At 31.2% G+C, this 24187-nt stretch carries 23 protein-coding genes and 1 riboswitch; of the genes, 14 read left to right on the forward strand and 9 right to left on the reverse strand.

Translation table 11 applies throughout. The features are described from left to right. Positions 1-4: 4 nt before the first annotated feature. Positions 5-2293: a 5-methyltetrahydropteroyltriglutamate--homocysteine S-methyltransferase gene (gene metE / locus B7R67_RS05240; protein ID WP_088068219.1), complete on the reverse strand. Its 2289-nt coding sequence runs from the start codon at positions 2291-2293 to the stop codon at positions 5-7. Between the two features lie 147 nt (positions 2294-2440). Continuing rightward, positions 2441-2645, reverse strand: a riboswitch (cobalamin riboswitch). 216 nt (positions 2646-2861) lie between these two features. Between metE and B7R67_RS05245 the strand changes: the two genes are divergently transcribed. Both B7R67_RS05245 and B7R67_RS05250 read left to right on the forward strand, forming a co-directional pair. Continuing rightward, positions 2862-3803: a DUF4349 domain-containing protein gene (locus B7R67_RS05245; RefSeq protein WP_088068221.1), complete on the forward strand. Its 942-nt coding sequence runs from the start codon at positions 2862-2864 to the stop codon at positions 3801-3803. A 300-nt stretch (positions 3804-4103) separates the two neighbouring features. Further along, the gene (locus tag B7R67_RS05250) at positions 4104-4358 is read left to right on the forward strand and encodes a hypothetical protein (protein ID WP_088068223.1); all 255 of its coding nucleotides are present in this window, start codon (positions 4104-4106) and stop codon (positions 4356-4358) included. 158 nt (positions 4359-4516) lie between these two features. On the opposite strand, the gene B7R67_RS05255 is transcribed toward B7R67_RS05250, so the two are convergent. Beyond that, positions 4517-7252 carry a dynamin family protein gene (locus tag B7R67_RS05255; protein ID WP_088068224.1) on the reverse strand — a complete coding sequence of 912 codons (2736 nt, stop codon included), beginning with the start codon at positions 7250-7252 and terminating at the stop codon, positions 4517-4519. A 203-nt stretch (positions 7253-7455) separates the two neighbouring features. Between B7R67_RS05255 and B7R67_RS05260 the strand changes: the two genes are divergently transcribed. Continuing rightward, on the forward strand, positions 7456-7923 hold the full coding sequence (locus B7R67_RS05260) for a hypothetical protein (protein WP_088068226.1): 468 nt from the start codon (positions 7456-7458) through the stop codon (positions 7921-7923). A gap of 61 nt (positions 7924-7984) precedes the next feature. Here the strand turns inward: B7R67_RS05260 and B7R67_RS05265 are convergent, their stop codons facing one another. Beyond that, positions 7985-8128 carry an imidazoleglycerol-phosphate dehydratase gene (locus B7R67_RS05265; RefSeq protein ID WP_088068228.1) on the reverse strand — a complete coding sequence of 48 codons (144 nt, stop codon included), beginning with the start codon at positions 8126-8128 and terminating at the stop codon, positions 7985-7987. A 103-nt stretch (positions 8129-8231) separates the two neighbouring features. Here B7R67_RS05265 and B7R67_RS22640 point away from each other — a divergent pair, with 103 nt between their 5' ends. From B7R67_RS22640 to dltD, 5 genes are all read left to right on the forward strand, one after another. Then, entirely contained in the window at positions 8232-8366 is a 135-nt protein-coding gene (locus B7R67_RS22640; protein ID WP_268876000.1) for a hypothetical protein, read from the forward strand. A 100-nt stretch (positions 8367-8466) separates the two neighbouring features. After that, positions 8467-8658: a hypothetical protein gene (locus B7R67_RS05270; RefSeq protein WP_088068230.1), complete on the forward strand. Its 192-nt coding sequence runs from the start codon at positions 8467-8469 to the stop codon at positions 8656-8658. Between the two features lie 685 nt (positions 8659-9343). After that, entirely contained in the window at positions 9344-9481 is a 138-nt protein-coding gene (locus tag B7R67_RS22825; RefSeq protein ID WP_142289522.1) for a teichoic acid D-Ala incorporation-associated protein DltX, read from the forward strand. 24 nt (positions 9482-9505) lie between these two features. Then, positions 9506-10657, forward strand: coding sequence for a D-alanyl-lipoteichoic acid biosynthesis protein DltB (dltB, locus tag B7R67_RS05280; protein ID WP_088068234.1), 1152 nt, complete (start codon positions 9506-9508; stop codon positions 10655-10657). A gap of 24 nt (positions 10658-10681) precedes the next feature. Then, positions 10682-11869, forward strand: a complete 1188-nt coding sequence (gene dltD / locus B7R67_RS05285; protein ID WP_088068236.1) for a D-alanyl-lipoteichoic acid biosynthesis protein DltD — start codon at positions 10682-10684, stop codon at positions 11867-11869. A gap of 282 nt (positions 11870-12151) precedes the next feature. Here dltD and dltC read toward each other — a convergent pair whose 3' ends face one another. From dltC to B7R67_RS05305, 3 genes are all read right to left on the reverse strand, one after another. Then, on the reverse strand, positions 12152-12394 hold the full coding sequence (gene dltC, locus B7R67_RS05295) for a D-alanine--poly(phosphoribitol) ligase subunit 2 (RefSeq protein ID WP_088068241.1): 243 nt from the start codon (positions 12392-12394) through the stop codon (positions 12152-12154). 18 nt (positions 12395-12412) lie between these two features. Beyond that, positions 12413-13936: a D-alanine--poly(phosphoribitol) ligase subunit DltA gene (gene dltA / locus B7R67_RS05300; protein WP_088068243.1), complete on the reverse strand. Its 1524-nt coding sequence runs from the start codon at positions 13934-13936 to the stop codon at positions 12413-12415. 299 nt (positions 13937-14235) lie between these two features. Continuing rightward, positions 14236-14811, reverse strand: coding sequence for a GNAT family N-acetyltransferase (locus tag B7R67_RS05305; RefSeq protein WP_088068245.1), 576 nt, complete (start codon positions 14809-14811; stop codon positions 14236-14238). Positions 14812-15276: 465 nt separating this feature from the next. Between B7R67_RS05305 and B7R67_RS22045 the strand changes: the two genes are divergently transcribed. Next, the gene (locus B7R67_RS22045) at positions 15277-15441 is read left to right on the forward strand and encodes a hypothetical protein (protein ID WP_158095034.1); all 165 of its coding nucleotides are present in this window, start codon (positions 15277-15279) and stop codon (positions 15439-15441) included. Between the two features lie 98 nt (positions 15442-15539). Here B7R67_RS22045 and B7R67_RS05310 read toward each other — a convergent pair whose 3' ends face one another. From B7R67_RS05310 to B7R67_RS05320, 3 genes are all read right to left on the reverse strand, one after another. Continuing rightward, positions 15540-16151 (reverse strand): DsbA family oxidoreductase, encoded by a 612-nt coding sequence (locus tag B7R67_RS05310; RefSeq protein ID WP_088068247.1) that lies wholly within the window; start codon positions 16149-16151, stop codon positions 15540-15542. Positions 16152-16487: 336 nt separating this feature from the next. Next, a complete protein-coding gene (locus B7R67_RS05315; protein ID WP_088068249.1) occupies positions 16488-16883 on the reverse strand; it encodes a hypothetical protein in 396 nt (131 codons plus the stop codon). Positions 16884-16959: 76 nt separating this feature from the next. Beyond that, on the reverse strand, positions 16960-18069 hold the full coding sequence (locus tag B7R67_RS05320; protein ID WP_088068251.1) for a BMP family lipoprotein: 1110 nt from the start codon (positions 18067-18069) through the stop codon (positions 16960-16962). 147 nt (positions 18070-18216) lie between these two features. On the opposite strand from B7R67_RS05320, the gene rnz reads away from it, so the two are divergent. From rnz to B7R67_RS05345, 5 genes are all read left to right on the forward strand, one after another. Further along, positions 18217-19146: a ribonuclease Z gene (rnz, locus tag B7R67_RS05325; RefSeq protein ID WP_088068252.1), complete on the forward strand. Its 930-nt coding sequence runs from the start codon at positions 18217-18219 to the stop codon at positions 19144-19146. An 83-nt stretch (positions 19147-19229) separates the two neighbouring features. Beyond that, the gene (locus B7R67_RS05330) at positions 19230-19976 is read left to right on the forward strand and encodes a polysaccharide deacetylase family protein (RefSeq protein WP_088068254.1); all 747 of its coding nucleotides are present in this window, start codon (positions 19230-19232) and stop codon (positions 19974-19976) included. 228 nt (positions 19977-20204) lie between these two features. Beyond that, the gene (locus tag B7R67_RS05335; protein ID WP_088068256.1) at positions 20205-22313 is read left to right on the forward strand and encodes a peptidoglycan D,D-transpeptidase FtsI family protein; all 2109 of its coding nucleotides are present in this window, start codon (positions 20205-20207) and stop codon (positions 22311-22313) included. A 140-nt stretch (positions 22314-22453) separates the two neighbouring features. Beyond that, the gene (locus B7R67_RS05340) at positions 22454-22927 is read left to right on the forward strand and encodes a DUF4825 domain-containing protein (RefSeq protein ID WP_088068258.1); all 474 of its coding nucleotides are present in this window, start codon (positions 22454-22456) and stop codon (positions 22925-22927) included. A 289-nt stretch (positions 22928-23216) separates the two neighbouring features. Then, on the forward strand, positions 23217-24185 hold the full coding sequence (locus B7R67_RS05345) for a 2-keto-3-deoxygluconate permease (RefSeq protein ID WP_088068260.1): 969 nt from the start codon (positions 23217-23219) through the stop codon (positions 24183-24185). Positions 24186-24187 lie beyond the last annotated feature (2 nt).

Below are 24187 nucleotides of genomic sequence, written 5' to 3' on the forward strand. Positions count from 1 at the left end.
ATCATTAAATAATTGAATAATAAATTTCTCTTACTTTTTTTGCAGATTTCACCATATTTGATAAGGCATCAATAACCTCTGTCTCGTTTCTTGTCTTTAAGCCACAGTCCGGATTAATCCAGAATCGTTTTGGATCGCATACTTTTAATGAGCTTAAAATATTTTCTTCCATTTCCTCTACTGATGGCACCCTTGGGCTATGTATATCGTATACACCAAGTCCAATTCCAAATGGATAAGGAGATTCAGATAAATAATTCGAAAATTCTTGATGACTTCTAGCATGCTCAATTGATATGACATCTGCATCTAAAGCAATAATCGCATCGACGATATCTGAAAAATTGCTATAACACATATGCGTATGAATTTGCGTTTCATTTTGAACGCTAGAAGTTGCTAATCGAAATGCTCGAGTAACCCAATTTAAATATTGGTTCCACTCTTCTTTTTTCAAAGGTAATCCTTCACGAATTGCTGGCTCATCTACTTGAATAATAGATATTCCGGCCTCTTCAAGTGCTCTAATTTCTTTACGTAATGCTAATGCAATTTCATTTGCAATTTCTTCTTTTGAAAGGTCTTCTCGTATAAAAGACCAATTTAAAATCGTAACTGGACCTGTTAACATTCCTTTAACAGGTTTAGACGTTAAACTTTGTGCATAGCTTGTTTCATTTACAGTAATTGGTTTTGTGAATTCTACAGTACGATAAATAATTGGTGGCTTTACACATCTAGATCCATACGATTGAACCCAAGCTTTCTTCGTAAAAGCAAATCCTTTTAGCTTTTCACCAAAATATTCAACCATATCAGTGCGTTCATATTCACCATGTACCATTACATCGATGTCAATCGATTCTTGAATATCGATCCATTCTTTCATTTTTAATTTAATTAAATTCTCATATTCAGTATCGTTCAGAACGCCTTTTCTCCATTGTTGCCTAGCTTGCTTAATTTCTTTTGTTTGTGGAAAGCTTCCAATTGTCGTAGTAGGTAAAATAGGAAGTTTCAATAATTTATTTTGTAAAGGGTATCTTAAATGAAATGGTACTGGTCTCTTAAAATCTCCCTCATTGATTGCCTTTAATTCATTCTGCACTGTTTTATTTTCTTCGTTAAGTTGCTTCAAATTTATCAAACATTTTTTAGCATAATTTACTTCATTTTCATAAGAACTGTTTGGATCGTTTAATACATTTTTTAGTAAAACTAACTCTTCTAATTTTTCGTCAGCAAAAGCTAATGCCTCGAATAATGTAGCATCTACTAACTCTTCTTCTATTTTTGTGACAGGAACATGAAGTAAACTACATGAAGGTTGAATCCACAAATCGTTTGGCTTTATTTGATTTTGTAGTGATTTTATTAGATTAATTGATTCATTTAAATCATTCCTCCAAATGTTACGTCCATTTAGAATACCAACTCCTAATACTTTATCAGTTGGAAAACCATGCTCAATAATAGATTGCAAGTTACCTTCCTTACCATGAACAAAGTCAAGACCAATTCCACTTACTGAAAACGAGATTAATTCTTTATATTGTTCAACAGCTTCAAAATAAGTTTGTAGCATGATTGATAACGATGGGACTGCACTAGAGATTTCCTTATAGATTCCTTTAATAAAATTGATATCTTCCCTAACTTCCTCTAACACAAAAAATGGTTCATCAATTTGTACCCATTCAACGCCTTCACTTTCAAGTTCTTTCAGCATTTGAATATACACGTTTAATAGTTTACTAATAATGCCTTGTTTTTCTTCTTTTTTGTACCCTTTTGCGAGCTGTACAAAAGTATAGATTCCTAATATTACTGGCTTTGTTTTAATGCCTAATTCAGCTTTCGCCTCTTTATAAGCTTCTAACGGTTTGTTATAGATTAATTTAGATTGTTGGTCCTTATTATATTCAGGAACAATGTAGTGATAATTTGTATTAAACCATTTTGTCATTTCACATGCTACGATATTTTTACTACCTCGAGCTAGAGCGAAATAAGTTTCTAAGCTTGGTTTTTCGTTAATTTCTCCAAATCTATTGGGAACCCAACCAACCATCGTAGCAAAATCTAACACATGATCATAATAAGTAAAATCATTTACTGGTACTAAATCAATTCCTTTTTCATGTTGCTTTTTTATTGAACTTAATCTTAAGGATTTCATTTCTTTTTCAAATTGCTGCTCACTAATTTTCTTTTGCCAAAAGCTTTCTAACGTTTTTTTCCATTCTCGATTTTCACCAATTCTCGGATAACCTAGATTACTTATGTAGACCATTTCAACTCTCTCCCTTTTTAGTAAAATAAAAAAGCATTTTTATCTTTTATAGATAAAAATGCCTTTAAGTTGGAAAACATAAATAATTAGGGTACTTTAATTCAAGCTTCCAGTCCATCAGGCACCTCCCTATCTCTCGTAGGTCAAACAGCGACGTTAGAATAGGCAGGTCTCCTGACTTTAGAATCATTGTAAATATAAGCCTTCCCTATTTTAATAAGTGGCATCTATTTATTTACTCCTCTATTACAGTGGCGGGACCGTGTTGGATTTACACCAAGCTTCCCTTTTAAGTAAATGGGTACAAAAATGAAGATTGTATCGCATTTACACCTATTCCCTACTATTTAGTTTTCATCATTTTGTCACAAAATGCAAAAATAGTCAAAATATTTTTTTTTTTACAATTACTATTTAGTAAGTATTCTAAAAAGATTCATATTTCGTTTCAATACGACATTTGCACTATATTTTTATTATGGTATAGTAAATGAAATTAGAAAATTTTAACAATACATAACGAGTAAACAGCCTGAAAAGTAAAACTAATTAATAAGAGGTGAATGCATTGTTAAATACCCACCGTTTTAAAACCGTTCTTTTATTACTACTTACACTCTTTATGCTAACTGCTTGTTCAAATTCAAAATCAAAAGAAGAAATCTCAAATAATCAAATCGCAAAATCCCTAAATGAGAATCAATATGATTCAGTTAATAATGCTGATGTTTCGATTAAAAGTGATAAAAAACAAACCATCAGTGGCCAAGCCGCAGTTAATCGTAAATTAATCAAAACTGCTGACTTACAGCTTGAAACTAAAAAATTTGATAAAACAATCACAGCTCTTGAAAATGCGGTAAATCGTTCAGGTGGGTATATTGAATCAAATCATATAAATGGTTCATCACTAGAGGAAAAATATAATAAAAATAATTCTGATCAAATAGCTTCAAGAAATGCGACTTATACGTTGCGAATACCTACTAGTAGGTTGAATACTTTTATAAATAACTTATACGGTATTGGGAATGTCATTTCAAAAACAATTTCAACTGAGGATATTTCGAATCAATATTTTGATACTGAAACAAGAGTTAAATCTTTAAAAATTCAGGAAGAACGATTGCTTGCTTTATTAAAAAAATCGGGCAACTTAAAAGATATTATTGAAATCGAAAAACAATTAACTGATGTGAGATATGAAATTGAGACTTTAACGACAACGTTAAAAACTTACGATTCTTTAATAAATTACAGTACAATCAACCTATCGATTAATGAAGTTGCAATCATGACCGATACAACTCCTCCAAAAACGGTAGGAGATCGTATTTCTGCTAAATTCAAACAAAATATTGCGTCGATTTCGAATGGCTTTAAAAACACCACAGTTTTCATTATTGGAAATTCACTACTAATCATCATTTGGCTAATGATTCTAGCTGGTATTTACATAGCAGCTCGTAAAGCAATGAAAAAATATCAAGAATGGAATCTATCTAAGTAGTTTTAAGATGCCTTTCTTTGGAATAGAATGAATTAAAAGATAGACTTACACATCCTATTGTGTAAGTCTATTTTTTACGAAAAAGACTTTTTAAAGGATGAAATTTCTGAAGAATTCATTGGAGTGGAATGCTCAGTGTAGGAAAGAATGGGAAATGCTTGGACAGCATAATGTGCGAAGAATTATTATTCAGAGGAAATTATTGAAAACTCTAAAGTCATTCTATATCTTTCCTTCACCCTGCCATTCCTTGAACCTGCTCTAAAAGTTACATATTATATTAAAAAGGAGGCTATGATAATGAGCCATTTTTTATTAAGCAGATTAGGTAATTGGAAAATACAAATACATTGCCATCCCGGAATTAGAACTGTTGGCAATGAAAAAGAAGTATTATTGCTTGATGAAGAACATGATAAAATTGCTCATTTTTCAATTGATTCAAAAGGTGGTTTTTTAATCCACCAAACGCCTTGGAATGGATATGTAAAAATTAAAGAAGGCTATCAAACGATTGTTGTCCATGTACCGTTTGAAGAAATCGTTGAAGAATAATGTAAAGAAAACTGCCAATTGGCTGGTTTAGGCAAAGACAAAAGCTTAGTCGCACTTATACTAAAAGCTTAATTCATCAACATTCTTTTTTAACAGAGCCAATAGTAAAATAAAGGGATATCTCTTAGTCAAAAGACTATTGAGACATCCCCATTTTTTTACTTACGTAATGCTAAAAATTCTAATTGTCTTAAACGAACTGTAAAGAATGTTATTGGATCAAAATAAATACTTGGATTTGATTTCATTTCTTCTACTGTTCGAGCATAATTCGAAATAGATTCCCTTGTTTCATCAACAAGTCCGTGAATTTGCTCATATGGAGCATGTAAGAACATTGATAAATCTCTTGGTAATGTTTTTTCAAACATTTCAAACTGTAAGAAAAACTTCGTCGATAATTCAGAAGTAATTTCATCATAATTTACATTATCAACATACTTTTGATATTGAGCTACAAGCTTAGATTTATTTTGAGGTAATAAACCTAATAAGATACCAGAGCTTTTTAGTATAAATTGAGATGGTGATGAATTAAGTAAAATATTCATATCATCTAATTGAGTCATACTTGTCATTCGATCCGCATCACGACGCCAATCATCTAACACTTTAAAATCACACTCAAGATTTAAGTACTCATTTCCAATATATTCATTTAAGGAATTGCTCATTTCAGCTAAATAGCTTTGAGTTCCCTCAAGTAAGATACCTGATTCTTTAATCCAATTTTGAAGAGCTTCATTTAGTTTCGGTAAAGTATTCTCTCTTACATACTGACCAATACGGATATTCATTTCTTCATTCACTGTTTCAAGAATCGTGCTGAAATCACTATCTTCTTTTATTAATTCTTTGCATTCTTTTAATAATCCCGGAACACTTAGTTTTAAATCGTATTTTAATTCATCTTTTAATTCACGATATGTGCTTGTAATTGTATACACATGTTCCATTTCTTTATCTTTTAAAGAATGTAATAGACCGTTTAACTTTTCATCTAAAACTTCATTCCATTGTATATTCGCACGAAGTTCATCTTCTCTTTCAACGCGTTTTTCTAATAAGAAATTAATTAATTTTCGAATTGCTAATAATAATTTCTCAGTTTGTTTAGAATTCGCTTCAGTCGAAAGGACGTTATTCTCAATAAAACGCTCTAATTCATTAAATTGTTCTTGATTACTATAAATTGAAGAATAAGGTAATACATTTGCAGTTGGGAAATCTTCTCTAATTTTCGCCTCGATTTCACTACGTACTCTTTCAATTTCTTCTGTGCTATAAATTGAATCCATTTTATTTAAAATAAAATGAATTGGCAGTGTTGGTAATTCCTTGTGAATTTTAACAAGTAGAGAACGTTCATTTTCTGTATATGGTGCAGTCGCATTCAATACAAAAACAAGTCGATCTGCTAGTTTTACTGAATGGATTAATGCTTTCGTATTAACTTCATCTCCATCAATTCCAGGAGTATCAATTATTGAAAGACGATGTTTCTGTAAGAATGAATTTGGTAGTTCATAGTGTACCAATTCATCTCCTTTTAACAGATTATTTTCAACTGTAGTTAAATCGTAAAAATCTGCATATTCAGCAAGCTGTGTATTTCCTTCTTTTGATAACACTACAATATTCGCATCATTATTTTGTTCGAATAAGACTGGCATTGTAGTAGATGAACCCATCATTTTTTCACCTAATAGTGAATTTACAAATGAAGACTTACCATTTCCAGCCGTGCCTGCCACTAACATAGTTGTATTTTCAAACTGTGTTATTTTATTTGTCCACCACTCAAAACGTTCTCCAACTTCGATCTCATTTAAAACTGACCATTGAAGGATATTTTCAAATAATTCTTTCCCAATTTCAAAGCAATCTGGCGTTTTCATAAGCTGTTCAAATGCCATTTCTGCATCAACAACGATTTGATAATCAATACGACCTGGGAATAAACGATCCCAAGCAAGAGTTGCTGTCGTTGCTAAAACTGCACCTTTTAAATCAGTAATTCGTAACCAGTTCGTTAAGAAACTTGGCATCATTTCTTCTAATTCAGCAACGAAATAATCACCTTCAACTAATTCTTCATATGACAGCGAATAAATTGATGGCAAACGATTCCATTTCATACCTGTCTCAACATTAATTTGGAACAACATCTCATTAAATGTTTGTAACCAAGTTATGTAAACAGATTGATCATGATAGCTATTCCAAAGTGCTTCTACCATTAATTCGAACTGCTCAAGATTTACTCTTGCTAATGAAAGTAATGGTTGTACAAAATAACTTGGAGCCATTTCTGTTGTCACACCATCTAAAATATAATCTTTTAAAATAATAAACCATTTTAAGTCTTCAGTTCTGATTGATTCCTCTGAAGCTAAAGCAACCGCACTATTCCAATCGTGATTTTTTTCATAAAAATTACGAGCAATTTTCGTTACATTTGGATAATCTGGATTATACTTTACTGCTTCTTTAATGATACGGTCCGCTTCCTCATATTTAGAAACATCTATGTATAGTGAAAATAATTTCAAGAAAATCTCAGAAGTTAATGTTCGACTATCTGTTTTTACTTCTCTATACAGTCTTTCAGCTGTTTCATATGCACCTATTTCATAATAAGAGTCGGCAATATTTTTCTTTGCCCAGTCACTTAATTGATTACCGACCTTCTCCCATTTGAATACAGCAGTTTCAAAGTCTTTATTTTCAAAATAAACTTCACCTTGCGCAAAACGAATCGATGAAAGATCCATATCATCATTTTGTTCTCTATATAATTCTGCTAATGCTGCGATCGGGTGGTTATCATTTTCAATTTCATTTAAATACGATTTGTAAAATTCTTTTTTAATAAATTGTTGTTTTACCGTCATGTTATCACCTACTATGTATAATAATATCAAATTAATTCTAAGAATAAGACAAAAGGAATGTATCTTTTTTATACAGCAGTATTATTCTACCAAATTAGAGTAACCGAAAATGTGACAATTAGATGTCTTTTTTTAGTCAATTTTGTTATATTTGTTACGTTACTTACAAAAAAGTAGGAAAATAATTATTTAACGGAGGCATTATGCTAACTTACGAAGAAAAACTTGCGATTATCGAATCATTTCCAGAATTAACTAAAAAATCCGTTTCACTTGGTCGTACAAACTTCCAATATGAAGAAAGTCTAAAAGAAAAAAAGAATGTTGTTTTTCATTTACATCCTAACGGTAATGGGTTTGTTTATGCTGAAGGAATTAAAGGATATAAAACAAATGATAAAGGTATGGTTAACATAAGAGATTTTTCGGAAGAAGAACTTCGTACAATTATCACTAAATCAATTGAAAGTTTATCGATTGAGCCGATTTTCTATGACGATGAAGAAGAAGTAGAAGAAATTTGGGTAAATGCAAATGGACAGATCCTAAAATTAGTTTCAGAAATGGACATGTGGAATGTTTATGCTGGAGAAAATCTAGATGGTACATTTAATAGCTACGGTGAAGCTTGTGAATACTTAGATGAAGAAGGATTTGATATTCAGGAATAAGTTTAAAATGAAAGACACAAGAGCTTGGACAATCCAAGCTCTTTATCTTTATCCAACTCTTTTAATGTAATTCGATTTTTGATTTACTACCTTTTTTGGAACGATAATCTTTTCCTTTATTATTATCTCCACTTGATGGAGTTTGTCCATGTAGTTCTGGAGCATTTTGGTTTTTACTTCCTTTGCTACCATTTTTACTTGTCATTTTCATACCCTCCTAACACCTTTTATCATCAATAGATTCCCTTTTTAATAAAAAGATTATTCAAGGAATTTAAGTACATAATAGTAAAAAAGGAGGGTTATCAATGGCAAAAGGACATACAAATAAAGGACCACAGAAAAGTTCAGTCGATCAATTTGGTCACTCAGAAGAATCTGCTTATTCTAAAAGTAGAAAAATGGAAGAATTCCATAAGAAGAATAATGAAAAAGAAGGATAAAAAACAATTTATTTTTTCTTCAATTCTTTGATATGGACTTGCTTATTTACCTTCTACAAGTCATTATTAAAGTATGATGAAATTGGAGGAAAATTAATTTATGAGTGAAAATAATGAAATTAAAAACGAACCAAAAAAAGTAAGTCTTCAAGAATTAATGAAGCAAAAGCTTGCTAGTAAAAAACAGCAAAATTCATCCAATAATACTGGAGTAAATGCTGTTAAAGATATGACGAAAAAAAATCAAATTAGTAAAAAGCCTAATAACCAAAGAAAACGTATGGGAGTTTAATTAACGTCCCTATTCTTTCGTTAATTTCTATTGAAAATACTTATGAAGAGAGGATGTCTCAATTTGGGATATCCTCTTTTTTTAGTGAGAACTTATAGGAAGTGTAGTAACATGAACTGCAATTAAATCAAAAGAATCGCAAATAAAGTAAAAAATTACCTATACCGGTTATAGTATTTTAAACTAAAAAGTGTACAATTTAGATTATTTGAAATGAAAAACAACAAATTTTACTCTATTTCTTTCAAAAACGCATAATTAAATGGATAAAAATCTGCTAATAATCAATAAAATGATCGATAATATAAACTACAAACGAAAAGTGCCCCCAAAATACCCCCACCTATCTTAGGATGCAAATTTCAAAACCTAAAAGAAAGTGCCTCCAAAAGTTTGCTTTGATCACCTTATTTTTATAATCTACATTCTTTTACCCACTTCACTTCTAAATGTCTTCTGATCACCCAAATAGTTAAAAAAAATAATAAATTATTAGTGAAATATAATCTTTCTTCGATTTTTAATATGATATTATATGATGATGCAATACTATTTAGGTGAAAAAAAGATTTAAAAACTAATAACCAGTCTACAAACCAAAGAGTTTCTCCACGAAAAAATTTATTATTTGGAGATACTAATCAGTAAAAAGTTAGAAGGAGAAAAAACATTGGCAGAAAAGAAAATGATTCAATTTCTACAAAAGCCTATAATTAAATGGGTTTTTAAAACGAGCTATTATTTAATAATTATTCTATTTTTAATCTATTTTTACATTTGCAAATCTTCAAATTCAGCTCCATTTATTTATAATGAATTTTAATATCAAATACATAGAGGTAAGCAGATGGTACCATACGGAAATTTAATTTATTTTTTATTATTAATTATTTTATTTATACCAATCGTTTTATACGGTTTAAAAGGAAAGAAAATAAAAACTTACAGTACAATTGTTGGTTGGATCCTCGTTTTACTTATTTTTAAAAATGATTTAAACCAGCTACTCTTTTTTATTTGTTTTACTATTTTTGAATTATTAATCGTCATTTTTTACAAAAACTATCGTAAAGACAAAAATAGTTCAATGCTATTTTATACGTTAATTGGATTATCAATTTTGCCATTGATTTTAACTAAAATTCAACCTTTTATTCTTACTCATTCAATCCTAGGTTTTTTAGGTATTTCTTATGTAACATTTAAAACGGTTCAAATTTTAATTGAAATAAGGGATGGTTTAATAAAAGAATTATCAATTATGGAATTTCTACAATTCTTTTTATTTTTTCCAGCATTCACTTCGGGTCCGATTGACAGATATAGAAGATTTTTGAATGATTACGATCATGACTATGCACCTGGTGAATACAAAGTACTTTTATTAAACGGAATTAATCTTATTTTTAGAGGTTTTCTATATAAATTTATTCTTGCTTATGCAATTAATTTATATATTCTTTCAAATGTCTACTTACATGAAAAATTGTTTATTTTGAAGTTACTTTATATGTATGCTTATAGTTTTTATCTGTTTTTTGATTTTGCTGGTTATAGCGCATTTGCAATTGGAGTGAGTTACTTATTAGGTATTCATACTCCTCAAAATTTTAATCGACCTTTTATCAGTCGAAACATAAAAGATTTTTGGAACCGTTGGCATATGACTTTATCTTTTTGGTTTCGAGATTATATTTATATGAGGCTAGTATTTTTACTTCGCAAAAAGAAGATTATTCAAAATCGATATACGATTTCTTATATCGCTTATTTCACCTTATTTTTTTTAATGGGTCTTTGGCACGGACTGGAACTTCATTATATTGTGTACGGTATTTATCATGCAGCATTAATTATTGGTTACGATTTATTTGAAAGAAAAATAAAATCAAAAAAATTAATACCAAGATCAAAATTTACTGATATTTTATCAATTATCGTAACTTTCCATTTTATCTGTTTTGGATTTTTAATATTTTCCGGAACATTATTTAAATAATTTATTTTTATAGAGAGGTTTTTAATGAAGAAACCAACTTTTGGACCAATAATTTTGGCCTTTATTATCGTTATATTGTTAATTAGCATACCAAATCAATGGATCTCTGGGGTCGTCAACAAACAAACAGCAAACCATTTATCAAACTCTCTTAGTACGACTGTTTTTCAAGGTATTGCAGTACAAAAGGAAGTTATGAAAGAACCAAATTTCGTCCCCATCTATGGTTCATCAGAACTTTTAAGATTCGATTCATTTCATCCATCTAATTTTTTTGAAAAGTATGATCCGAAATATACACCTTTTTTAATCGGTAGAGGTGGAACGCAGTCTCTTATTCATTTTCTAAGCCTATCTTCTGTTTATCCTTATTTAAAGGACAAACAAATCGTTTTCATTGTATCACCTCAGTGGTTCAATAAAAGAGGCCTAGATGAAGCAAGATTTTCGCCTAACTTTTCAAAATTGCAAGCAATTGAATTGGCGAACAATAATCAAATTCCAATCGACATAAAAAAAAGAGCTATTCATCGACTATTAGATTATTCGATTGTAAAAAATGATCATATGTTAAGTACTGTTCTAAAAAATTCGATTGGTGAAAAAACAAATCAACCAGCAGATAATATTATGGCAAATTATCTTGTAAATCCTTATTTATCGATTGTTAAGAAACAAGACATAGCATTATCAAAGTTTAACGTTGGTGCTAGGATTTTTAATAGTAATCATTACACAACTCCTGAAAATAAATCTTATAGCGAATTGTTACAAATGGCTGAGAAGCAAGGAGAAAAAACTTCAACTAATAATCCATTTGGAATTAGAAATAGCATCTATTCATTTCATTTTGCTAATAAAATAAATGATTTAAAGAATATAAATACGAAGGTTTCCTACAATGTATCTCCTGAATATGGTGACCTTCAGCTTGTTTTAGATTTATTGAAAAGTGCTCATGCAAAACCATTATTCATCGTCATTCCAGTTAATGGATATTTCTATGATTACACGGGGTTTAAAAAAGAAAATCGATCGAACTACTATAAAAAAGTAAGTAATGAAATTCGCTCATCTGGCTTCGATATTGCAGATTTATCCAGTCATGAATATGAAAAGTATTTCTTCAGAGATTCACTCCATATCAGCTTAAAAGGATGGGTTTATATCGATCAAGCAATGGAAGCATTTTTAAACCATAAATCCACTTAATATATTTTAATGTTCAAGAAAAAAAGCTCCAAAAACAAGCAAATTGTTTTGGAGCTTTTCTTTATCTAGTTTGTTGAAAAAGAAGGTTGATTTCCGTTTCAGGATGCTCGCTTTCCATGGGGCGTGAGCTGAGCCTCCTCGGCAAGCCTGCGGGGTCTCACCCTTCCCGCTACTCCCATAGGAGTCTCCCACCTTTCACTCCAATCTTTTTCTTTAAATATTCTATATTTTATATTCTAAAATCTTTTTTTCAACAATTAACATAAACTAAGATTTTACTTTTTAGGCTATTTTTGATTCTAAAATAGAGATAATATTATTTGGCGTAGACCATTCTTCTCTGTCAAAATCTGAAATTGTTACATCTATCCCCAATTTTTCTTCAATCTCTACTAATAAATTAACCGTTCCAAATGAATCAAGCAAACCTTCTTCGAATAGTCGTACATCTGGATTATCTACTACTTCTTCTGTATTACATAAATCAGTTAAAATTTCTAAAACTTGCTCACGAATATTTTTCATTTTCTATCCCTCGTTTATTTAGTTTTTTACAAATTGTTCTTCCAGTAATCTTCTATTTATTTTCCCGTTAGATGTCATTGGTAATTGGCTTACATAGCTAAACTGTCTTGGTATCATATAAGTCGGCATATACTGAACAAGAGCTTTCTTCAAGAAGTTAGTTAATTGGTATTCTTTTTCAAATTTATGATCTTTTACCACAGCAATCACATGTAAGTCAGTACACTTCCCTTGATTTACTTTAGGAATAACTACTACATTTTTTACTAATGGAACTTTTTGTATATTATTTTCAATATCTTCTAGTTCAATACGATAACCATGAAGTTTAACTTGTAAATCAATCCGACCTGTATAGTATAATAGACCGTTTATAAAATTCCCCGAATCGCCTGTTTTATAAGCAAATACACCTTGATGTTTTGAAAATACTTCATTTGTTTTTTCTTGATTTCTTAAATAGCCTTTACTTACACTCGGTCCTGAAATTATTATTTCACCTTTTTCACCATCAGGTAATGGTTCGCCATTATGATTTACAATTGAAATGTTTGTATCTTTCTTAGGAATTCCAATAGGTAGTGTATCATTATTTAAAATTATATCTTTTGTAATTTTTACTGAAGTGACTGCAACTGTTGCTTCAGTCGGTCCATAAGTGTTAAACACATTTGCACTCGGAAACCTTTCAAGTAATTTCTGAGCACAATTTGTCGTCAATACTTCCCCACAGAAAAAGAATGATTTAATTGTTGGCATTAATGATTCATTAAATTCCTTATTCATCATGCACATTTCTACAAATGACGGGGTTGATACCCATATTTCCACATCCGACTCTCCAAGAAATTTGTACATTTCTTTTGGTTTATTAATTAAATGCTTTTCGATTGCAACAAGCGTTCCTCCTGATACAAGGCAAGGATAAAGATCCATTACCGATAAATCAAATGAAAATGGTGCTTGGTTAAGGAATCGTTGGTTTTGAGTAATTCCAAAATCAGTTAACATCCAGTCAATAAAGCTTCCTAGACATATCGATGATATTTGAACTCCTTTTGGCTCACCTGTACTTCCAGACGTATAAATAATATAAAAGTTTTCATCTTCCTTAACCCAATATTCTTTTGAACAATCGATCTTCTCCGCTTGTTTAAATATTTTTTGTAGTTGATCGATTCCCAAAATTTTTGTATCTTCGTATTCAAAATCCATTTCTGGATTTAATAGAATAATTAATTGAGAAGCTGAATTATCGATTATCTTTTTTAAACGATCGATTGGTGTTGATTCATCGACAGGGATATATGCGTGACCAGCTTTTACACATCCTAAAAACGCTGGCAACATTTCAACTTGCATATGACCATATACAATAATTTGACTTTTTTCTGGATCATTTAAACTTTTTAAAATCCAATTTGATAATGCATCCGATTTTATTTTTAATTGGTAATATGATATTTCATCCTTAAAATTTTTAAATGCAATTGTATTTGGTGACTTAAGTGCCCATAAATCAATTTTTTCAATTATATTCATTAAAATCACATCCTACGAAATTGGGATCTATTTAAATTCACTTCTTAAAATAATTGAAACAAAAAGGTTCATAAAGCTAAGATCTCTCTCTGAAAATAATCATAAATGATAAAAATGAAAACAAAATGAAAACAAAATGAAAAAAATTTCACCTTTTAGTTTTATTGGATTAAAATTTTCTTATCTTAAAAACTGAGAATGGCTAAAAATACAGAAATGATTCTGAATCTCTAGCCATTTAAATTCGTTATGTAAAACGAAGCATTTATGAAATTGTAAAAAAAGATTATAGGCTAGTCCTAAATTTCATCCAAAAGGTTTTGGCTAGGTTTATCTTCTTTAAAGGTAAGGACTTCTTGAACTGGTTCATAAGATTCCCCATAAAAGTGTTTGTCCTTATAGGTGTGGATCATTTTATATGTCTTTTTCATTGCATTGAAAATCATTTCTTCACTCTCATTTGAAGGGGACCAATACAAAATCTCCATTGAATTTGTTTCTTTCGTGGCAAGAGATCGTCTACTGTATCCAATCGATTGAGCATGCTCAAATCCTTCCCTTTTATAAAAGTGAAGTCTCTTTTCTGTATCTGTATCTTCATAATTAATCGGTTCGACTTCTAATATAATCGGTTTACCTTTTTTCTTAAGTTTCTCTATCAGTTTATGGCCCAAGCCTTGACCACGGGCATCTTTGGATACGAATAAGTAATCGATAAACACAAAATCGTCCAGTTCAGCATACATCAATACATGATGTGGACCTTCATCTTTATGATAAATATCAGGCCTTTCTTTTAATAATGTTTCCATATGCTCTCTTGATTTCATTTCTTCAATGGGAAAATATTGATTGAGTTTTTCATACCAATGCATAGATTTCTCCTTTTTGACCAACAGATCACAAATCATTTATTTCTAACTATTAAAGGAAGTATTTGAAGTATTTCCCTTTTTCATACAAGAAAAGTAATTAGCTTTTGTTCATCAAAAATTGATAATTTGTAAATAAGCAGCTCTGTTGATTTCCACTACAGGGAACTCGCTTTCCGTGGGGCGTGAGCTGAGCCTCCTCGGCAAGCCTGCGGGGTCTCACCCTTCCCGCTACTCCCATAGGAGTCTCCCACCTTCCACTCCAATCAATGTCTTTAAATTGTATAAAATCTTTCTCAAAAATGTGTATTGTAAAGTATCAACAATTAACATTAACAGAGCCTTAATATAAGACAGTTAATACGATCGTTTCTATAATTAGTTATAATTTATGGGAAATTCAAAATCAATGTATCTTTAATTGTGAAAGCGAATACAATCAATTGTAAAGAAATTGGGGGTGTTTGTTTGGAGAAGAAGCCAATGTATTACGATGGAAGTGGATATGGAGAAAAATTAATACAATCTGAAATACTAATGAAACAATTAATGATAAATAAGAAATTGCGAAAAAATTTAGGTGGTAATCCGTATGTAATTGATTGGAATCAATTAAAAAAAACTGTGAAATAATTTTACAGTTTTTTTTCTGTTAATCTGAGGAATAACAAAAATTCAAAAAGAAATCCAAAATAAAAAAGAGAGGTGTTAAAAAACACCTCTAGTTAGCATTAACAGTTTCCATCAATGTCACAGCTTAATGAAGATTGTTCAACAAGTTTTTGGCTATTTAAAGCTTGAACAAATGCTTCTTTACTTTGAACACCTTGCAAAACTTGATCTCCAATGATGAATGTTGGAACAGCATTAATAAAATTAGGATTTTGGATTGATGAATCATATTTTGTACTTGAGATTGCTTCAATGAATTCAGAGCGATTTAAGCCAAGTTCTTCAGCGAAATCTGCAAGAACGTTTACATCGCCAATTTCTTTGCCCTCTTTCCAAAATCCAGCTAATACAGCTTGAGCATATTCAGATCCTTTTCCATTTTCTTCAGCAAATAAAAATCCGCGATGTGCCTTTTTCGTTGAAGGATGTGGATCCATCGTTGGTAAAATCATTTCAACTCCAAGCTTTTGTGCCATCGGTTGAACGCCAAATTTCCATCCTTGTTGAATATATGAACTATTCGGACTTAGTGGCTCAGTACCTTCTGGTCTTAATTGGAATGGCTTCCATTCAACCTCTACATCGGAAACTTCTTTTAGTGCTTCCTCAAGTGGTTGTTTTCCTAAATAGCAAAATGGACATACATAGTCCGAATAAATTGTAACTTTCATTTTTTAAACCTCCTAAATCAGTTATAGAAAGTATAAACAAAAATAAAACATAATCTCAATTTATACGCTCTTAAATTTAAATTTTTCTTTTAACTGGATATTTACAAAACACATTTTTGAGAAAGATTTTTGAGTGGAAGGTGGGAGACAGAAAAGAGCAGGAGAAGCAGGGAAGGCAGGAAAAGAATATAGGATCAATAAAATTTTCTAAAGTTTTTAATATCTCTGCCCTTCCTTGTTCCTGCTCTAAATGGCATCCTGGAACGGAAATCATCAACATTCTTTTTTAACAGAGCTTTTAACTAAAAAAAGTAAAAAAGAAATAGAGTTTAAAATCTATTTCTTTAAATTAATTATGTCATTGTTGTTTGGTTTTTCTTTTGGAATTTGATTTGTTTCGATTCGAGCATTTTTTAGCTTAATAAATGAGTTTAAAAAATGCTTTCTTCTTAAGAGTAATACGAATAACAAGAATAAACCACACATTGATGTGAAAATCATACCGGTGAGTAAACCGCCGATATATAAGAAAGTGTCCATCTTTGTCGTAAATAATGACCATACCAATATTGACAGGATTCCATCTGCTAATACAATAACAAGAGATAATACTAAATAAGGTAAGAATTGACCAGTTAGTTTAGTTTTTTTTGAAACATACTGATATCCAATTGGAACCGATAAAAAAATGATTAAACAATAGAAGAGTAAAATGAAATCATGTATCGACATAGTATCACACCTAACTTTTTGATGGTATTATACTATATGCTCAATACTTGTATAATTGGACAAGATATTTAATTATTTATTTACCAATTTTAACTTTTTTCTTTTTTATCTCTTCTTTTTTAGGTTTTACAGGTGAGAAGTTCTCGAAATCCTGTTTATTTTCAGGTACTTCAATATGCCCGGTTCTAATATTAGCTTCATATAATTTTATTTCTTTTTTTGTGTCTTCATTTAAATTTTTGTCTGTTTTCGCTAGTCCAATTCCATTTTCTTTTATACCAAATCTTAAGATTCTACCACCTTGGAAGTTGCCCTTTAATTTTTTTGTGATGACTTCATCTACACCTTTATCTATTCTTTTTATAGCAGAAGTAAGTGTTACATTTTCTGGTAAACCTTCTTTGTATTGATCTCGGTCCACACCGATAACCCAAACTTTTTTACCGCTTTTCTTTAATTTTTTTGCTTCGGAAAAAACACCTAACCCTGTTTTACCAGCCACTTGAAAGATGATATCAACATTTTCGTCCTTGTATAAGGTACTAGCTAAATTACTTCCATCTTTTGGTTTATCAAATGAATTAGCAAATTTTGTCTTTACTTTTATTTTAGGGTCAACTGATTTGACACCAGCCCGATATCCGTATTCAAATCTTTTAATAAACTTATCTTTCATCCCTCCAATAAAACCGACTTTCATCGTTTTAGTATTCATTGCCGCCGCGACTCCAGCTAAGAATGCTGATTGTTCTTCGCGAAAAGTTACGCTTACAACATTTGGTTTTTCAACAATTCCATCGATTATGACAAAATCTGATTTTTTTTCTTTACTTGCAACTTTTGACATACCTTTTTGGAATGAATAGCCGATTCCAAAGATTAAATCATATTTTTTCTTTGAGTATTTCATTAATTCTTTTTCAAAGTTTTTTTCTGAATGAGGACTAGTTTTTACATAATTTTTATTTTCCTTCCAATGATGTTTTTTGGCGGTTTTTTGGATACCTTCCCAAACAGCTTGATTGAATCCTTTATCATGAATTTCAGTTTTACTCATGACAACTCCAATTTTAAAATCTTTATCTTTATCTGAACCACTTACATTATTATTACGAGTACTACAGCTGGTTAATGTAATGCTAGCAAGTATCGAAATTGTAACGATGTGGAAAAAACGTTTTCGCATTGTTTTCCTCCATGAATAGTTAATTTATTTAGATGTACTCTTGTGTAAATTTCCCATTCATTTCATAAATCATTCTTAAAGTGTTGGCATTTTTATGTACAAATGGTACTGTTACAAGTAGAAATTAATCAGATGGAGGCATTTATAGTGAAGCTTGTATTTTTAGGAACGGGAGCAGGAATGCCATCAAAGGGTAGAAATGTAACGAGTATTGCATTGCAGCTTTTAGAGGAAAGAGGAACGACTTGGTTATTTGATTGTGGAGAAGCAACACAGCATCAAATTTTACATACTTCAATTAGACCAAGACGGATCGAGAAAATATTTATTACTCATTGTCATGGAGATCATATCTTTGGGTTACCTGGATTATTAAGTAGTAGAACGTTTTTAGGTGGAGAGGATCTATTAACGATCTATGGACCTAAAGGAATAAAGGAATATGTAGAGACAAGTTTTAGAATTAGTGGTACATACTTAAAATATCCAATACATTATATTGAAACAACTGAAGGTATTCTATTTGAAGATGATCAATTTATTGTTCGGGCTATTGAGCTTGAGCATGGGATTCAATCATTTGGTTATCAAATTATTGAAAAAGACCTTCCAGGAGAATTGAAAGTAGAGGAATTAAAGAAACTAGGTGTAAAACCAGGACCAGTTTATAAATTTTTAAAAGAAGGCAAAAACGTCACTTTAGAAGATGGAAGAGTTTTAAATGGGAAAGATTTTATTGGTGAATCAAAAAAAGGTCGCAAAATTGCAATTGCTGGTGACACTCGTATGACAGAGAAAAGTAATTTACTGGCAAAAGGAATGGATATATTAGTTCATGAATCAACTTTTGCAGATGATGAATCAACTCATGCATATGACTACTTCCATACTACAAGTACTCAAATCGCTAATGTCGCTAGAAGTGAAGGGATAGAAACACTTTACTTAACACATATAAGTGCAAGATACCAAGGTGAATCTTCAATTAAATTATTAAATGAAGCCCGTGAGATTTTTGAAAATACATATATTGCGAATGATTTTGATGAATTTGAACTAACAAGAGGAGATAGCTAAGAATAAATCATCTATATAGCCCCTGAATAAAAGAATATTTTAGAGACAACATATAAGTATTCTGTGTAAAAGGGGTCGGAGCTTTGAAACAGTTAAAAGTTTTCCTTTTATTATTAGTTAGTTTACAGTTCGTCTTATCTTCTTCTATTGAGGCAAGAGCTGAAAGTAAAAATCGCTACTATTATGAAAAGCAAGGCACTGCGATATGGGAAGTGCCTGTAAAAGAAAAAGTAATTGCAATTACATTTGATGATGGTCCAAATGATGAATATACACCTCAGGTTTTGGATTTATTAAAAAAGTACAATGCGAAAGCAACGTTTTTTTTAGTTGGTGAAAGAGTTGCGAAATATCCAAACGTTGCATTGCGAGAGATTAATGAGGGGCATGAAGTAGCAAATCATACATTCAGTCATGCCAGACTTCAATATTTAACAGATGAACAAATTAGAGATCAGTTACATAAAACGCACGAAGCGATTATTGCAGCGACACATGTTGAGCCGGTCTTATTTAGACCTCCATTTGGGTACTACAGTGAGCGTTCAATTAATACAGTACACGAACTAGGGTATTTAACAGTAATGTGGTCTTGGCATCAAGATACGTTTGATTGGCAAAATCCTGGTGTTTATAAAATCGTATCGAATGTGTTAAAGGACACAAAAAAAGGGGATATCGTTTTATTTCACGATCATGGGGGAGACCGTAGTCAAACCATTAATGCTCTAAAGCAAATCTTACCAGCCCTTCAAAAACAAGGTTATCAGTTTGTCACAGTATCTCAACTATTGCAATTAAAAGCAGGAGTAAAACTTCCTAGTTTCTAATAAAAACCAGATCAATGGATAATTCAAATTGATCTGGTTTTTTTCTATATGTTCAATGTTCTTATTTTTAGTGAATTCAAAGTATGTCTTTATTTTAATAGGGAAAGTTTCGTATTCATAATCATTTCATTAATATAATGATTTTTTCTACCTAATACCTCTCTAAACTATGGTATAATTGGTAAATAATGGTATTGTTTCATCAGGAAGAGTAAAAGAGGGGAAAAAATGATTAAACCAGAGAAAGCGAAAGTCAAATTACCAACACGGTTAAGTACACTATTTTTTCTTGTGTTTCTATTATTTTCTGTCTTAATTCTAAGACTAGGTGTCGTTCAAATCGTTAAAGGTGAAGACTATAAATTAGAATTAGAAAGAACAGGAAATATGACGGTCGATCAATCCGTACCAAGAGGGAAAATTTTAGATCGTAATGGGAAAGTAGTAGTAGATAATACGCCTTTACGGACTATTACGTATACAAGAAAAAAAGGTACTTCATCTGGAGAGCGTTTAGCGATGGCGACAAAATTAACAAAATATCTTCATATGCCTGTTGATAAAATAATGGAAAGAGATAAAAAAGATTATTGGTTACTTAACCATCCAACTGCTGCGAAGAAACTAGTATCAAAAAAGGAAAATAAAAAATTAAAAAAAGAATACAAAGATGATGTTGCAGCTTACAATAAAGCGTATTATAATTTGCAACTTGATAAAATTACACAAGCTGATATTGATTCACTAAGTGCAAAAGACTTGCAAATTTTAGCTATTTACAAGCAAATGAGCGTAGGTTATGCGTTAACTCCACAGTCAATTAAAAGTGAGGGAGTTACAGAGGAAGAGTATGCGCAAGTTAGTGAGCATTTAGACAAACTACCAGGTATAGATGTAACAACTAATTGGGAGCGAAAGTATGTTTATAAAGATACTTTTCGAACAATTTTAGGTAATATTACAACCGAAAAAGAAGGATTACCTGCTCAGAACGTAGATTATTATTTAGCACGTGGCTATGGTCGTAACGACCGCGTAGGAAAAAGTTATATTGAAAAACAATATGAAGATGTTTTACGTGGTACAAAAGGTAAAACGCAAAATGTGATTGATGCAAATGGCAATATTGTCGATACAAAAGTCATTTCAGAAGGTGAGCCGGGAAGTGACCTTGTACTTTCAATTAATATTGACCTTCAACATAAAGTGGATGAAATTGTAAAAAAACAGCTTGTAATCGCAAAAGCTACATCAAATGGTAGATACTTAGACAGAGCATTTGTAACAATGATGAACCCAAAAACGGGTGAAATTTTAGCGATGTCAGGCAAACAAATTGTGAAAGACAAAAAAACAGGGAAAACAAAAGTAGTCGATTATGCAACTGGAAATCTTACTTCATCTTATGAGATGGGTTCAACTGTAAAAGGTGCAACTGTTTTAACTGGTTATCAAACTGGTGCAATTTCACCGGGTCAACAACAATTTGATACACCAATCAGAATTGCAAGTACACCTGTAAAAGCATCCTATCAAAATATGGGATGGGTTAGTGATTTAGAAGCATTAAAAAGATCTTCAAACGTTTATATGTTCCGAACAGCGATGGCAATCGGACATGCGCATTATGTTGAGAATAAACCTTTAGATATAGATGTAAAAGCATTCGATGTTTTCCGTAATAGTTTTAGTCAATTTGGACTTGGGGTTAAAACGGGAATTGATTTACCAAATGAAGCAATCGGATTTAAAGGTGTAGATAAGAGTCCAGGTTTCTTACTTGATATGGCGATTGGCCAGTATGATACATATACACCACTCCAATTGGCTCAATATGTATCGACAATCGCAAATGGCGGCTACAGAATACAGCCACATGTTGCAAAGGAATTAAGGCAACCAACAATTGGTGAAGATTCAGGAGTTATTCGACAAGAGTTTAAACCCAAAATATTAAATCGAATTGATATGAAAGATTCATACATTGATCGAGTTAAAACAGGTTTTTATAAAGTTTATAATGAAACCGGCGGTACAGCTCGCAAATATTTTACTGGTACAGATTATAAACCTGCAGGTAAAACAGGCACTGCCCAATCTGTATATGATGGACCAGATCGTAAAAAATATAACGGTCCTCAAAAAACATATAACTTAACACTGATTGGCTATGCTCCATATGATAATCCGGAAATTGCCTTTTCAGTTGTAGTTCCTTGGCTACAAAGTGACCAAGCGCCAGTTAATAAATATATTGGCCGTGGAATTTTAGACGAATATTTCAAAATGAAAAAAGAAGAAAATAGTACAAAAGTAGAAGTGGATGAAAATATATAAATAGAGAAGGGACCTCCTTCTCTTATTTTACTTGGTCTTTTTTAGTGGACAGAAGAATCTAGCAATCTCTTGATTGTGATTTGTTTGCAATAAGGTTTCATTCAAAACCTGAAAAAAAGGAAAAGTTAAAGGGGGAAATTATGAAAAAAATTACAACGTATTTTATGATCGTGTTGTTATTACTTTTGAGTTTAACTGGTTGTGTATCAAGTAACGGTTCAAGTAAAGATATTTTTCAATATAAGGATTCTTATATCGGCAATAATAGTGCGTTAGGAGGTATTATACATCTATTACCACAGAGTAAAGAATTTAAAGAAATGGCGCTCCAAACTAAAAAGAAACCTTATGGGATGGAACTAGAATATGGAAATATAACCGGTGATCGTAAAATTATGGTAATAAACAATGCTACATTTCTATTTGCGTTGGTTAAAAATTTAGAATGGATTACTTTTACTTTTCCTGAAGAGAAATATACTTTGACAAGGGATCAACTTCAGCAATGGTATGAGAAAGATTTAAATAAATATACAAATAAAAAAGACCTAAAGAAGCTCATTGAAACTAATACAAAAGATAAGAACAAAGTTGAACAATTAATAAAAAAATAAAGACATGCGATATGGAGTTGAAAACAAAGGACGGCTTGTTTCAAATGAATTTTCCAAATATAAAGAACACATAATAAAAAACTTTTTGTAAGCAGTTTTTGAAACTGCTTACTTTTTTTATTTACAAAAAGGATTATTAAACTTTCATAATCTATGAAAACTGTTTTCATCCGAATATGATAGACAGGTAACAAAGCAAAGGGTAAGCATAGTACAACATGCAAGAAAGTTGGAAACGCTTTCTGTTATGGATTCATTCAAGATTATAAAACTATTAGGAGGGTTAAAAATGCAAATTCCAATTAAGAAAACGCTTGATAAAATTCCAGGTGGTTTGATGGTTGTACCACTTTTTTTAGGAGTATTAACGAATACATTTTTCCCGGAAATTTTAAAAATTGGGAGTTTTACTACGGCATTATTTAGTAAAGAAGCATCATCTACGATTTTGGCATGTTTTATGTTTTTAATTGGTTCACAAATTAATTTCAAATTAGCTCCAAAGGCTTTAAAAAAAGGTGCAATATTATTGACAGGAAAATTTATAGTTGGTGCTGCTATCGGTATAACTGTAGCAACGTTTTTTGGGCCTGCCGGAATACTAGGATTATCTCCATTAGCTATCCTTGCAGCGTTATTGAATGCTAATGGCGGATTATATGCATCTCTTGCTTCATCTTATGGTGACGAAACTGATGTAGGTGCATATGCTTTATTTTCTTTAAAAGATGGTCCATTTTTCACATTAGTTGCATTAGGTGCATCTGGCCTTGCTACTATTCCTTTTCAAACACTTATAGGCGTATTAATTCCGATCTTAATCGGAATGATTTTAGGAAATATTGATTCTGATATGAGAAAGTTCCTTGGAAGCAGTAAATTATTATTAATCCCATTCTTCTCATTCCCATTAGGTGCAGGAATGAATCTCTCAACAATTATAAAAGCGGGAGGTCCTGGTATATTACTAGGATTAGTAGCTGCATTCACTGGAATTGGAGCATACGTACTTCTGAAGTTATTTAAAGAAAATCCTATCGTTGGTTTAGCAACAGGGTCAACTGCAGGGAATGCTGTAGCAACACCAGCAGTTGTTGCAGCAGCAGATCCAACCTTAGCTTCAATCGCACCAGGAGCTACTGCGCAAGTTGCAGCAGCATGTGTAATATCTGCAATAGTCTGTCCGATCATTGTTAGTTATGTATTTAAAAGGACCGAAAAGAAAAAAGCTGAAAAATCAATTGCAAAGGCATCATGACG

Source organism: Gottfriedia luciferensis, assembly GCF_002156865.1.
GTDB lineage: Bacteria > Bacillota > Bacilli > Bacillales > Bacillaceae_G > Gottfriedia > Gottfriedia luciferensis.